The sequence below is a fragment of the Bacillus sp. M5A3_1b genome (assembly GCF_053345335.1).
The window spans coordinates 468630-482213 of the sequence record NZ_JBKEZY010000001.1 but is presented as its reverse complement, the minus strand read 5'-3'; the positions used below and the strand labels follow the sequence as shown (position 1 = coordinate 482213).

Here is a 13584-nt window from a genome sequence, read left to right as displayed (position 1 = left end):
AATGAGTGCAAAAAAAGAAAGAGTAGATGTACTATTAGTAGAGCGAGGACTTATAGAAACACGTGAGAAAGCAAAACGCGCCGTTATGGCCGGACTTGTATATGCGAATGAGATGAGACTTGATAAGCCAGGAGAGAAGATCCCACAAGATACAGAGATTACGGTGAAGGGACAAGTTATGCCGTATGTAAGCCGTGGTGGTTATAAACTTGAAAAGGCATTGGGGACATTTCACCTGGATTTACAAGATAAAGTTATGATAGATATTGGTTCATCAACTGGTGGCTTTACAGATTGTGCGCTTCAAAACGGAGCGAAATTATCTTATGCATTAGATGTAGGATACAATCAACTTGCGTGGAAATTGCGTCAAGATGAGCGTGTTGTCGTAATGGAACGGACAAACTTCCGTTACGTGACACCAGCAGACTTAGAACGTGGTTTACCGCAATTTGCTAGTATCGATGTTTCATTTATATCATTAAAGCTTATACTGCCGGTTTTAAAAACAATGCTTATGCCTAATGGGGATGTAGCAGCGTTAATTAAACCACAGTTTGAAGCTGGAAGAGAGCAAGTTGGGAAAAAAGGTATCGTTCGTGATCGAAAAGTACATGAGGCTGTCGTAGAAATGATTGTCGACTTTGCTATAAAAGAAGGATACGACGTAGAAGGTTTAACATTCTCACCAATTACGGGTGGGGATGGTAATATTGAATTTTTAATTCATCTGAAATGGCATGGTGAACGTGAGAATGGCGAAAATCATTCTCCAGTTTCTGTTGAGCAAGTAGTTACAGAGGCGCATGATGTCCTAAAACAAAAAGGAAAAGGGGAATAACATATGTTGTTCCTCTTTTTGTTGTAATTGTATAATGATTGTAAAAACAATTGTGTACAAGCAACGAATTATAAGTTAACATAAATAAGTGAAGTATACCAATGTTTAAACTATGGTAAGAGATAGTGTGAGGTGCAAATGTATGAATAAAGGTCAGCGCCATATTAAAATCAGGGAAATTATTGCGAACAAAGAAATTGAAACACAAGATGAATTAGTTGATATTTTACGTAATGAGGGATTTAATGTAACGCAAGCAACAGTATCGCGCGATATTAAAGAACTGCACTTAGTGAAAGTGCCATTACATGATGGGCGCTATAAATATAGCTTGCCAGCAGATCAACGATTTAACCCGTTACAAAAATTAAAACGCAATCTAGTGGATTCATTTGTAAAATTAGACACGGCAGGACATATGCTTGTGCTAAAAACACTGCCTGGTAACGCTCATTCACTTGGAGCACTTATTGATCATTTAGAGTGGGATGAGATCATCGGAACCATCTGTGGTGATGATACTTGCTTAATTATTTGCCGTACACCTGAAGATACAGGTGTTGTCTCTGATCGTTTCTTAAATATGTTGTAAAAAAAGATCTTGTTTGCTTTCCTCTGTAAAGTGGAAAGTGAACAGGATTTTTTTATTGGTTAAAAATGTTAATTCTTAATTGTAATATAATATTTTCTTTGAATAAAATTAGAAAATAGGTGGATTGACCCGTAAAACGAATGTTTGGTACAATGGAGCGGTTAGAAAAGTAATTTATACATACAAACATATAGTTTGACTATTTGAATGAAGAACTGAGAAAAGCCCTTAATAGGGGATTAGTTTATAACGAGGTGAATGGGGCATTGTTATCGGAATTATCGATTAGAAACTTTGCTATTATTGAGGCATTAAATATTTCTTTTCAAAAAGGGTTAACGGTTTTAAGTGGTGAAACAGGGGCCGGAAAATCGATTATTATTGATGCGATTAGTTTACTTGTAGGTGGCCGTGGTTCAGCGGAATTTGTTCGATACGGAACAGAAAAAGCTGAGATAGAAGGGCTATTTTATGTAGAAGATGATAAGCATCCGTGTATTGAAAAGGCAGAAGAGTTGGATATAGAAATAGAAGACGGCATGATTATTTTGAAGCGTGATATCGCTGCAAACGGAAAAAGTGTATGTCGTGTAAATGGGAAACTGGTCACCCTTAGTATATTAAAGGAAATTGGAAAAACACTTGTTGATATTCATGGGCAGCACGAAACACAAGATTTAATGAATGAAGAGCGTCATATGTTTATGCTTGATCATTTTGATGGAGATCGCATTGTCAAACAATTGGGTATATATCAAAATGTATACGCTGACTATGAGAAATTAAAAAAACAGTTAAAATCGTTAAGTGAAAATGAACAACAAATGGCGCATCGCTTAGATTTAATTCAATTCCAGCATGAAGAAATCAGTAAGGCGGATTTAAAGATGGATGAAGAAATTGAATTAACTGAAGAACGATTGCAAATTTCTAATTTCGAAAAAATTTACAAAGCATTAGGCGATGCATATCGCTCATTAAGCGCTGACGGACAAGGGTTAGATAATGTACGAAGCGCAATGGGACAAATGGAGAGTATTACACATTTAGATGAAGTTTATCAAGAAAATCATGATTCAATTGCAAATAGCTACTACTTATTAGAAGAAGTTGCATATCAACTTAGAGAAAAGCTCGATATGATGGAATATGATCCGAAGCGTTTAGACGAAATTGAAACGCGTTTAAATGAAATTCGTATGCTAAAGAGAAAATATGGAAATACTGTAGAAGAGATTTTAGCGTATGCTGATAAAATTGAACAAGAAATTTTTACGATTGAAAATAAAGACGTTCATATTGAAACGACGAAGAAGCAATTAAAGGAATTAGAAAGTGTTATTCTGCAAGAAGCAACGTCGTTAAGTAATATGCGTCATGAGCTTGCAGAGCATCTTACAAATGCCATTCATCAGGAATTAAAAGAATTATATATGGAGAAAACAAAATTTGAAGTGAGAATCATGAAGAGAGAAGGAAATGCTGAAGAGCCTCTTGTTGAGGGTGCCCCGGTAAGACTTACGGCGGATGGCTACGATCATGTGGAATTTTATATTTCAACAAATCCAGGTGAGCCGCTAAAACCACTTTCAAAGGTCGCTTCTGGCGGAGAGTTATCTCGTATTATTTTAGCTTTAAAAAGCATTTTTTCTAAGCATCAAGGTGTTGCATCTGTTATTTTTGATGAAGTGGATACTGGTGTAAGTGGTCGGGTTGCACAGGCTATTGCGGAAAAAATTTATCGTGTATCAGTAAACTCGCAAGTACTTTGTATTACGCACTTACCTCAAGTAGCTTCAATGGCGGATTCACATTTATTTATTCGAAAACAAGTAGCGAATGATCGGACAATTACATCAGTTACCGTTTTAACTATGGAGGATAAAGTAACAGAAATAGCTCGAATGATTTCTGGTGTGGAAATTACAGATTTAACGACAGAACATGCGAAAGAATTACTTACGCAAGCGCATCATTTTAAACAGACAGCAGAGGCTATCCAGTAATGGATAGCTTTTTTTCTCAAATAATGATTTCTTAATTCTTCCGGTTATAAATAAAGCACTGCAAGGAGAGATTAAAAAGTGAAGCCAAGAGGCTGAATGTGGGGTAGGAGCGAGGAGAGTGAACAAATTGAGATTAGAAAGATTTCGCAAAATAATAGGTCTTTGTCTCCTTGTTTCTTTAGTTTTTATTGGGTGTTTTAAACCGCTTCGGACGTTTATTTCATCCCCGAAGCAACTTGTTGTTTTTGAAGGGCAACAATCAGAAATAGCTTCATTACCAGTTTTTCACGCTTCATCTACAGATCGTCATGTGTTTACAGTAAGTTCCAATGAACAAAAACAAGGACTTATGGTAAATCCTCATCAAAATGGTGAAGCAGATATGGTGTTTCAGCTTGCTGGTTTTCCAGTGAAAAAAGTAAATGTGAAAGTATTGAAAGATTTTAAAGTTATTCCAGGTGGACAATCAATTGGTGTGAAGTTAAATACAAAAGGGGTACTTGTTGTAGGCCATCATTTAATTCAAACTGAAAAAGGGAAAGTATCTCCTGGTGAAACAGCTGGTGTGCAAATTGGAGATATGATTACTGAAATTAATGGTAAAACAATTGAAAGAATGAGTGATGTAGCACCATTTATTCATAATAGTGGTGAAACAGGTGAACCGCTTAATCTTGTTTTGTTAAGAGATGGAAAACATATCCGCACTAAGTTAACACCACAAAAAGACAGTGGAGAATCGTCTTATCGTATTGGTTTATATATTCGTGATTCGGCAGCTGGAATCGGAACAATGACATTTGTTCATCCTGATTCTATGAAATATGGGGCACTTGGTCATGTCATTTCTGATAACGATACGAAAAAGCCGATTCAAGTCGAAGATGGACAAATTATGCGTTCGACAGTTACATCAATTGAAAGAGGTAGTCATGGGAATCCAGGAGAGAAATTAGCGAGGTTCTCACCAGATCGTGAAGTGATTGGTAATATTACAATAAATAGTCCATTTGGTATATTCGGGAAATTGAATACAAATATACCAAATGGCGTAATGGATAAAGCGATGCCTATTGCACTATCTCATCAAGTAAAAGAGGGACCGGCAAAAATATTAACAGTTATTGATAAAGATAAAGTGGAAGCGTTTGATATTGAAGTTGTAAGTACAGTACCGCAAAAGTTTCCAGCTACAAAAGGCATGGTAATAAAAGTAACAGACAAACGTTTATTAGCGAAAACGGGTGGTATCGTACAAGGCATGAGCGGAAGTCCAATTGTACAAAACGGGAAAGTAATTGGTGCTGTTACACATGTATTTGTAAATGATCCAACGTCAGGATATGGTGTTCATATTGAATGGATGTTACATGAGGCTGGAATTAACATTTATGAACAAGAAAGAAAAGCGAGCTAATTATTAATTAGCTCGCTTTTCTTTTGAAAAATTCGTTGAAATTTTGTAAAAGCTCCGCAAGAGGTGTTTTTTGTTGTAAAATAAAAGAAAAGGGTTGAACGTTTCGTTGTATTTCTATGATGGAATGTGTTGCGAAAGGGAATAAATGAACGATAAACATATTTTTTTGTGATTTTATCGGAAAGTAACAAACTTTAAAAGGGAATTTTCACACAATTGTCGAACAATTCATGTAGCCTAGAAGGATACACATGTCGGAGAATCGATTCGGTAAGGGAGGAAAAGCTGTGGAGAAAATTAAAGTCTGTCTTGTAGATGATAATAAAGAATTAGTATCAATGCTAGAGAGTTACGTAGCTGCTCAAGATGATATGGAAGTAATCGGTACTGCTTATAATGGTCAAGAGTGTTTAAATTTATTAAATGATAAGCAGCCGGATGTACTTGTTTTAGACATTATTATGCCACATTTAGATGGTTTAGCTGTACTAGAGAAAATGCGAAATATTGAAAGGCTAAGACAGCCTAGCGTAATTATGTTGACAGCATTTGGACAAGAAGATGTGACGACAAAAGCTGTTGACTTAGGTGCTTCATATTTCATATTAAAACCATTTGATATGGAGAATTTAACGAGTCATATTCGTCAAGTGAGCGGTAAGGCGAACGCTACCATTAAACGTCCACTTCCATCTTTCCGTTCAGCAACTACAATAGATGGAAAACCGAAAAACTTAGACGCGAGCATTACGAGTATCATTCATGAAATCGGTGTGCCTGCTCATATTAAAGGGTATATGTACTTAAGGGAAGCAATCTCTATGGTGTATAATGATATCGAATTACTTGGATCTATTACGAAAGTATTGTATCCAGATATCGCGAAGAAATATAATACAACAGCAAGCCGCGTCGAGCGTGCAATCCGTCACGCAATTGAGGTAGCATGGAGTCGTGGGAATATTGATTCTATTTCGTCCTTATTCGGTTATACAGTATCCATGTCAAAAGCAAAACCTACGAATTCCGAGTTTATCGCAATGGTTGCGGATAAGTTGAGACTTGAACATAAGGCTAGCTGAGAGTAAAGATAGTAAGGGATTTAAGTTTTAGTAAAGCTTAATCATTCTTTAAATTTATACTCGATATTAAATGTAAAACCAATGAACTTTTTATTTAATGACCAATGAATTTTAGAATTCGTTGGTCTTTTTATTTTATTGAGAACAAGAGATCATTTGATATCATGGAAGATAAATCCTGTTTTTAGTAATATTACATATAAGTGAGTTTTTTTAAAGATAATTAAAAATGAAAAAATAACTAGAGAATGGGTATCAAGTCAGTTCTCCATGTACCGTATTGGGCAATGGTTTGAGCAGAAGAACGACACGATAACTAATTACGTATCGAACTATAGTACAACGAAGTATAAAATCGTTACTGTATATTCGTATGTTATCAAATTATTTGTTTATGTAGCTGTTCTGGCGGCTGTTATACTTTATAAAAAGAAAGATGAAAATGAATCGGAAGTTATACGAATTGCGATGATTAGTACGTTAGGGGTGTTTACTTTCTTATTACTATGGGAAACAGCTCCTCATTATACTTATGAAGTATTTGTATTTATGAATATTCCAGCTTCTTTAGGGTTGTATAAATTGTTTATGATTTTTAATAAAGAAAAGAAACATGCATAATTTGAGTAACTGAAATGAGTAGTAAGAAACCCCTCTTTTATTAAAAGAGGGGGTTTAATTTATTGATTATAAATGTTTGAAAAAAAGATTAAATGGAATCATAGTATATCTGTCAAAGGATTTTAGTAGGGAAGTCATCCGTGATATAATAGAAAATAATAAAAAGCCCTGCAAAACAGGACTGTATTATTCCTCGTCTTTATTTTGTTTTTCTAATTCAACTAACTTTTGAATTAGAATGTGCTGCGGCATATGCATAAGTTGTTCAAGTGGAACACCTAATGCTTTTGATAGGCGGACTGCAGTGTCTGGAGAAATTTGTAATGGTTTCATAGAAGTACCTCCTTTTTCGTATAGTATAGCATAAGATTGGGGGAGTGAGGATGACTCTTATATTTGCACATCGTGGTGCAGCGGGAACGTACCCAGAAAATACAATGATTTCATTTGAAGCAGCTGAATCTTTTAGAGCAGATGGAATTGAGCTTGATGTTCAATTAACGAAAGATGGAAAAGTTGTCGTCATTCATGATGAAACAGTGGACCGGACAACAAATGGAAAAGGTGCGGTTCGTAATTATTTATATGAGGATTTATGTAAATTAGATGCGAGCTATAAATTCGGTGATAAAGTAGGCTTTTGTAAAATACCTCTTTTAGAAGAGGTATTAGAATGGATTGATAAAACAGAGTTGCTACTTAATATTGAACTGAAAAATAATAAAATTCCATACAGAGGTTTAGAGGAAGAAGTTATAACGCTTGTACGGAAATGTAATCTAGAAGATCGTGTTATATTTTCTTCATTTAATCACTACAGTATGAAAAGGTGTCATATGATGGCTCCTGATATTCAAACAGCGATTTTATATCGTGAAGGTTTGCATAGTCCGTGGGCGTATGCGAAAAAAATGGGCGCTACAGCAGTGCACCCTAATTATCGTTATCTTCAAGATGCTGTTGCTGAATTAACGATGGAAAGTGGTGTAGAGGTTCGGCCCTATACAATAAATGAAGAAACGCTTATGCGTAAATATTTTGATATGAATATTTCGGCAATTATTACTGATTACCCCGAAACAGCAAGAATGTTATTGCCAATAAAAAAATGAGACCGCGTGTAACGGTCTCATTTTTTATTTATAAATAGTGGGGCTTTCCTACCTTCTAAAGCGAGCTTGTACTTTATTTCGTTTACGGTCTCGGTGTAAGACGAAGCCTCCGAAGATATAAAACCCGAGCCCGAAGCAGAGAGCGCCGATTAAAAATTGTAACCATAGTATAGAGAGTGGAGGAAATAGAATCCCGAATACAGTATCTCTCATTAACTTAATGCCAAACACAGCTAATGAAATAGGGATGAGTGCTAATGATAGAGCAAGGTAACGCTGCATATAAACGCTCCTTTTCAGATTATTTTGTTTATTTTAATGATGTTATATGAAAAGGGGGTTTGTCAAGAGGGGGCTGAACGAGTAAGATAAGGGTGTGAAAAATTTTGCAGAGATACTTCGAGAGGAAGTGTAATATATGAAACAAAAAGTTTTAATTGTTGGTGCAGGTGAAGGTGGTAGTACACTGCTGAATCTGTTACAAAGTTCAAATATATTTCAAATTATAGGGATTATTGATATAAATCCGATAGCAAAGGGATTACAAATGGCTAAGGAATATGGGGTTACAATTGGAGAGAGTGTAACGCCGTTTCTTTCTATGCATATTGATGTAATGTTTGATATGACGGGTGACGATGATTTACATAAAGATTTAATAAAGAAAAAGCATAAAGATACTCTTCTTATACCAGGTGATATTGCGAAAATTGTTACGAGATTAGCACATGAGAAGGAAAGTTTAATTGGAAAATTAGAAGAACAGACGCAGCAAGGGGATTTAATTTTAAATTCTACGCATGACGGTATGATTGTGATTGATCGAGAGGGACAAGTACGCCTATTTAATAAAAGTGCAGAGCGTATTATCGGATATAAAAAAGAAGATGCGGTAGGGAAATATATTTTAGAAGTTATTCCGACTAGTAAGTTGCTTCGTATTATACGTACGAAACAAATAGAAGTAAATTATGAACTGACATTAGAGAATGAAAAGAAAATTATTACAACCCGTATTCCAATATTAAAAGAGGGAGGAGAGGTACAAGGAGCATTTGCGATTTTTAAAGATATAACAGAGGTTGTAGATCTTGCGGAAGAAGTTACAGATTTAAAGGAGATTCAAACGTTACTTGAGGCGATTATCAACTCGTCTGAGGAAGCAATTTCGGTCGTGGATGAAAAGGGAAGAGGATTAGTAATTAACCCTGCGTATACGAAATTAACAGGTTTAACAGAAGAGGACATTATTGGGAAACCGGCTACAACTGATATTGTAGAAGGTGAAAGTATGCATATGAAAGTACTTCGAACGCGTAGGGCGGTACGCGGAATACATATGAAGATTGGACAAAAGAAGCGTGATGTAATTGTAAACGTAGCGCCAGTTATAGTGGATGGGATATTGAAAGGAAGCGTTGGTGTAATTCGTGACGTATCAGAAATTCAAAAGTTAACAAATGAATTGAATAGAGCAAGGCAAATTATTCGAACGTTAGAAGCGAAATATTCATTTGATGACATTGTCGGAAATTCAGATGAAACAACGGCCGCTATTGAACAAGCGAAACTTGGAGCGAATACACCGGCAACAGTATTACTACGCGGAGAATCTGGAACGGGTAAAGAATTGTTTGCACATGCAATTCATAATGGAAGTAATCGAAAATATAATAAATTCGTCCGGGTAAACTGTGCTGCTATTTCCGAGACTTTATTAGAAAGTGAATTATTCGGTTATGAGGAAGGTGCATTTTCAGGAGCAAAAAGAGGCGGAAAACGAGGTTTTTTTGAGGAAGCGAATAACGGTAGTATCTTTTTAGATGAAATAGGAGAATTGTCTGCAAATACGCAAGCGAAACTCCTTCGCGTGTTGCAAGAAAAAGAAATTGTAAAAGTTGGTGGAACGAAAGCGATACCTATAAATGTCCGGGTAATTGCAGCGACACATGTGAATTTAGAAAAGGGCATTCTAGAAGGAGAGTTTAGAGAAGATTTATATTATCGATTAAATAAAATTCCAATTCAAATTCCGTCTCTTCGTCAGCGAAAAGGAGATATACCGGCAATTGCAGACAGATTGATTCAAAAAATTAACCAAGATTATGGTCGGAATGTAGAGGGGCTCACTGATTCGGCTATTTCATATTTACAATCATATGAATGGCCAGGAAATGTGAGGGAGCTTGAAAACATTTTAGGACGAGCTATTATCTTTATGAATTATAACGAAATATATATTGATGTCCACCATTTACCACCTTTACATACAGAGGAGCAGACTGAGGTAAAACAAAATAACTTATTACCTGAATTAGAAGAAAAGCCACTTGAACAATTAGTGACAGAGTTTGAAGGGCATATCATTCATGAATGTTTAGAGAGGTTTGATGGAAATAAAACAAAAACTGCAAGAGCATTAGGAATTTCGGTTCGAAATTTATATTACAAGCTAGAAAAGTATGAGTGTGCAAAAAATAGCATGCAATAAATTGCGTACCGTGCAATTTATTGCATGGTATACAAAAAGCGACAAAATAAGACAGAATGTTTTGTTATTTTCCAAAGTATTGATTTTACTGCATTTTGAATGCGTTTTCATTATTGGTAAGACCACTTTTGAAAGTTGGCACGGTATTTGCTTTATAAATAGACGAGGGACGACGGAAAGGGTTGATTACAAAATATGAAGTTAGAACACTTAATTGATCAAGCAGCAGGACAGCCTAAAAAAACTGTGGCTGTAGCAGTAGCTGAAGATCATGAAGTAATTGAAGCTGTAGCGAAAGCAATTAAATTACAGCTAGCTCAATTTCGTCTATATGGAAATCAAGAAAAAATAATGGGGATGCTACAAGAACATGGTTTACAAACTTCAGAACACATTGAAGTGATTGCAGCAGCGTCAAGTGCTGAGGCTGCAGAACTTTCTGTTAAAGCTGTAAGAAATGGCGAAGCAGATGTGCTTATGAAGGGAAACATCCCGACAGCAAATATTTTGAAAGCTGTATTAAATAAAGAGTGGGGACTTCGTAAAGGTAGCGTACTTTCACACGTTGCAGCATTTGAAGTTCCAAATTACGATCGTCTTATCTTTGTTACAGATGCAGCGATGAACATTGCACCTGATGTAACACAAAAAGCTGCTATTATACAGAATACTGTAGAAGTTGCCCAGGCAATAGGAATAGATTTGCCAAAGGTAGCACCAATTGCAGCGGTAGAGGTTGTGAATCCTGCGATGCAAGCGACAATTGATGCAGCGATGTTAACTCAAATGAATCGCCGCGGACAAATTAAAAATTGTGTCGTTGATGGACCACTTGCTTTAGATAATGCAGTATCACAAATTGCAGCAGAACATAAAGGCATAGTAAGTGATGTAGCAGGTAAAGCAGACATTTTACTCGTCCCAACGATTGAAGCTGGAAATGTGCTATACAAATCACTCGTATACTTTGCGGATGCAAAAGTAGGAGCTATGATTGCTGGCGCAAAAGCACCGATTGTTTTAACATCTCGTGCTGATTCAGCAGAAACAAAAGTATATTCATTAGCATTGGCAGTTACGACTGCTTCAAAATAAACCAAACAGGGTAAAACACTAGGGGGAAACGACAATGACATTAGAAATCTTCGAATACTTAGAAAAATATGATTATGAGCAAGTAGTATTTTGTCAAGATAAAGAATCTGGTTTAAAAGCAATCATCGCAATTCATGATACAACACTTGGACCAGCTCTTGGTGGAACAAGAATGTGGACATATGATTCTGAAGAAGCGGCGATTGAAGATGCATTGCGTCTTGCAAAAGGGATGACATACAAAAACGCAGCAGCTGGCTTAAACTTAGGTGGTGCGAAAACAGTAATTATCGGTGATCCACGTAAAGATAAGAGCGAAGCGATGTTCCGTGCATTAGGACGATACATTCAAGGATTAAACGGACGTTACATTACAGCTGAAGATGTTGGTACAACAGTAGATGATATGGATATTATTCACGAAGAAACTGATTTTGTAACAGGTATTTCACCATCATTCGGTTCTTCTGGTAACCCATCTCCAGTAACTGCATACGGTGTTTATCGTGGTATGAAAGCAGCTGCGAAAGAGGCTTTCGGTACTGATAATTTAGAAGGAAAAGTAATTGCTGTTCAAGGTGTTGGTAACGTAGCGTACCACCTATGCAAACATTTACATGCTGAAGGAGCAAAATTAATCGTTACAGATATTAATAAAGAAGCTGTACAACGCGCGGTAGAAGAATTCGGTGCATCAGCAGTTGAGCCAAATGAAATTTACGGTGTTGAATGTGATATTTACGCACCATGTGCATTAGGCGCAACAGTTAATGACGAAACTATTCCACAACTTAAAGCAAAAGTAATCGCAGGCTCTGCAAATAACCAATTAAAAGAAAATCGTCACGGCGACATGATTCATGAAATGGGTATTGTATACGCACCAGACTATGTTATTAATGCTGGTGGTGTAATTAACGTAGCAGACGAATTATATGGATACAATAGAGAACGTGCACTAAAACGTGTTGAGTCTATTTATGACACAATTGCAAAAGTAATCGAAATTTCAAAACGCGATGGCATTGCAACTTATGTAGCAGCAGATCGTTTAGCTGAAGAGCGCATTGCAAGCTTGAAAAACTCTCGTAGCACATACTTACGCAACGGTCACGACATTATTAGCCGTCGCTAATCATTCATATATTACTTTTACAAAAGGTGTGGTTACCTCTTATGAGGTTTCCACCTCCTTTTGAATTTATTAGTGGAGGTAGCAACAGTGTCTTTAAATCGAATTCTTGTTATTAATCCGGGTAGTACATCCACAAAAATTGGTGTTTTTGATAATGAAAGGCCCGTTTTAGAAGAAACTATTCGTCATGACGAAGAACAAATTGGAAAATATAAAAGAATTATCGATCAATATGAGTTTCGCAAAGAAACGATTTTAGAAGTTCTACATTCTCACGGTATTAACATTTCAAAGTTAAACGCAGTTTGTGGGCGTGGGGGATTACTTCGTCCAATCGAAGGCGGAACATACACAGTAAACGATTCGATGTTAGAAGATTTGAAAAATGGGTTTAGCGGTCATCATGCTTCAAACCTTGGAGGCATTTTAGCATATGAAATCGCTTCTGGATTAAATATTCCGGCATTCATAGTAGATCCTGTCGTTGTAGATGAAATGGAGCCGGTTGCTCGTATAAGCGGTATTGCTGGTATGGAACGTAAAAGTATTTTCCATGCATTAAACCAAAAAGCGGTTGCTCGTAAAGTGGCTGAAGAATTAAATCACAAATACGAGGATTTAAATTTATTAGTTACACATATGGGTGGCGGTATTACAGTTGGTGCTCATAAAAAAGGAAAAGTTATTGATGTGAATAACGGCTTAAACGGAGAAGGCCCATTTAGTCCAGAGCGTGCGGGTACAGTACCGGTAGGGCAATTAGTGGAGATGTGTTTCTCTGGTGAGTATTACCGTGACGAAATGGTTAAAAAACTTGTTGGACAAGGTGGACTTGTAAGCCTAATCGGTACAAATGATGCGATCAAAGTGGAACAAATGGTTGAAAAAGGTGATCCAGAAGCAACTCTTATTTATAAAGCAATGGCATATCAAGTTGCAAAAGAGATTGGCGGAGCTAGCGCTGTACTTCACGGGAAAATTGATGCAATCGTTTTAACTGGTGGACTTGCGTACAGTAAAATTCTTGTTGATGAAATAAAAGAACGTGTTGACTGGATTGCAGATGTTATCGTACATCCAGGGGAAGATGAATTACAAGCATTAGCAGAAGGAGCACTTCGTGTATTACGTGAAGAAGAAGCGCCGAAAGAGTATGTTGTACGAGAAAAACAAACAGTAGCTAGGGGTTGAG

The 13584-nt window shown here is 36.5% G+C and carries 12 protein-coding genes and 1 pseudogene; 11 read left to right on the top strand and 2 right to left on the bottom strand.

Annotated elements, in window-relative coordinates:
* The first annotated feature begins 1 nt into the window (after position 1).
* The 6 genes and pseudogenes from ACLBWW_RS02480 to ACLBWW_RS02455 form a co-directional block, all read left to right on the top strand.
* On the top strand, positions 2–841 hold the full coding sequence (locus ACLBWW_RS02480) for a TlyA family RNA methyltransferase (protein ID WP_098143895.1): 840 nt from the start codon (positions 2–4) through the stop codon (positions 839–841).
* Between the two features lie 142 nt (positions 842–983).
* Positions 984–1433 carry an arginine repressor ArgR gene (gene argR / locus ACLBWW_RS02475; RefSeq protein ID WP_001032581.1) on the top strand — a complete coding sequence of 150 codons (450 nt, stop codon included), beginning with the start codon at positions 984–986 and terminating at the stop codon, positions 1431–1433.
* A 266-nt stretch (positions 1434–1699) separates the two neighbouring features.
* Entirely contained in the window at positions 1700–3439 is a 1740-nt protein-coding gene (gene recN, locus ACLBWW_RS02470) for a DNA repair protein RecN (protein WP_000947743.1), read from the top strand.
* Between the two features lie 118 nt (positions 3440–3557).
* Positions 3558–4856: a SpoIVB peptidase gene (gene spoIVB, locus ACLBWW_RS02465; RefSeq protein ID WP_048546381.1), complete on the top strand. Its 1299-nt coding sequence runs from the start codon at positions 3558–3560 to the stop codon at positions 4854–4856.
* Positions 4857–5143: 287 nt separating this feature from the next.
* The gene (spo0A, locus tag ACLBWW_RS02460) at positions 5144–5938 is read left to right on the top strand and encodes a sporulation transcription factor Spo0A (protein WP_033658812.1); all 795 of its coding nucleotides are present in this window, start codon (positions 5144–5146) and stop codon (positions 5936–5938) included.
* A 228-nt stretch (positions 5939–6166) separates the two neighbouring features.
* Positions 6167–6559: pseudogene (locus ACLBWW_RS02455) on the top strand (hypothetical protein); the annotation flags it as partial.
* Positions 6560–6745: 186 nt separating this feature from the next.
* Here the strand turns inward: ACLBWW_RS02455 and ACLBWW_RS02450 are convergent.
* On the bottom strand, positions 6746–6892 hold the full coding sequence (locus ACLBWW_RS02450; protein ID WP_000803575.1) for a YycC family protein: 147 nt from the start codon (positions 6890–6892) through the stop codon (positions 6746–6748).
* Positions 6893–6942: 50 nt separating this feature from the next.
* On the opposite strand from ACLBWW_RS02450, the gene ACLBWW_RS02445 reads away from it, so the two are divergent.
* The gene (locus tag ACLBWW_RS02445; RefSeq protein ID WP_048546379.1) at positions 6943–7671 is read left to right on the top strand and encodes a glycerophosphodiester phosphodiesterase; all 729 of its coding nucleotides are present in this window, start codon (positions 6943–6945) and stop codon (positions 7669–7671) included.
* A gap of 48 nt (positions 7672–7719) precedes the next feature.
* On the opposite strand, the gene ACLBWW_RS02440 is transcribed toward ACLBWW_RS02445, so the two are convergent.
* Positions 7720–7953, bottom strand: a complete 234-nt coding sequence (locus tag ACLBWW_RS02440; protein ID WP_001190198.1) for a DUF2627 domain-containing protein — start codon at positions 7951–7953, stop codon at positions 7720–7722.
* 136 nt (positions 7954–8089) lie between these two features.
* Here ACLBWW_RS02440 and ACLBWW_RS02435 point away from each other — a divergent pair, with 136 nt between their 5' ends.
* The 4 genes from ACLBWW_RS02435 (at position 8090) to buk (ending at position 13583) form a co-directional block, all read left to right on the top strand.
* Positions 8090–10162, top strand: a complete 2073-nt coding sequence (locus ACLBWW_RS02435; RefSeq protein WP_048546377.1) for a sigma-54 interaction domain-containing protein — start codon at positions 8090–8092, stop codon at positions 10160–10162.
* 195 nt (positions 10163–10357) lie between these two features.
* Positions 10358–11257 carry a phosphate butyryltransferase gene (gene yqiS, locus ACLBWW_RS02430; RefSeq protein ID WP_088048131.1) on the top strand — a complete coding sequence of 300 codons (900 nt, stop codon included), beginning with the start codon at positions 10358–10360 and terminating at the stop codon, positions 11255–11257.
* A 34-nt stretch (positions 11258–11291) separates the two neighbouring features.
* Entirely contained in the window at positions 11292–12392 is a 1101-nt protein-coding gene (locus ACLBWW_RS02425) for a leucine dehydrogenase (protein WP_000171359.1), read from the top strand.
* An 87-nt stretch (positions 12393–12479) separates the two neighbouring features.
* Positions 12480–13583: a butyrate kinase gene (gene buk / locus ACLBWW_RS02420; protein ID WP_000056197.1), complete on the top strand. Its 1104-nt coding sequence runs from the start codon at positions 12480–12482 to the stop codon at positions 13581–13583.
* The last annotated feature ends 1 nt before the right edge of the window (position 13584 follow it).

Bases quoted from the DNA above. Each gene is read 5' to 3' on its own strand.
- ACLBWW_RS02480 (WP_098143895.1), top strand. From the start codon at position 2: ATGAGTGCAAAAAAAGAAAGAGTAGATGTACTATTAGTAGAGCGAGGA.
- argR (WP_001032581.1), top strand. From the start codon at position 984: ATGAATAAAGGTCAGCGCCATATTAAAATCAGGGAAATTATTGCGAAC.
- ACLBWW_RS02450 (WP_000803575.1), bottom strand. From the start codon at position 6,892: ATGAAACCATTACAAATTTCTCCAGACACTGCAGTCCGCCTATCAAAA.
- ACLBWW_RS02445 (WP_048546379.1), top strand. From the start codon at position 6,943: ATGACTCTTATATTTGCACATCGTGGTGCAGCGGGAACGTACCCAGAA.
- ACLBWW_RS02440 (WP_001190198.1), bottom strand. From the start codon at position 7,953: ATGCAGCGTTACCTTGCTCTATCATTAGCACTCATCCCTATTTCATTA.
- ACLBWW_RS02435 (WP_048546377.1), top strand. From the start codon at position 8,090: ATGAAACAAAAAGTTTTAATTGTTGGTGCAGGTGAAGGTGGTAGTACA.
- yqiS (WP_088048131.1), top strand. From the start codon at position 10,358: ATGAAGTTAGAACACTTAATTGATCAAGCAGCAGGACAGCCTAAAAAA.
- ACLBWW_RS02425 (WP_000171359.1), top strand. From the start codon at position 11,292: ATGACATTAGAAATCTTCGAATACTTAGAAAAATATGATTATGAGCAA.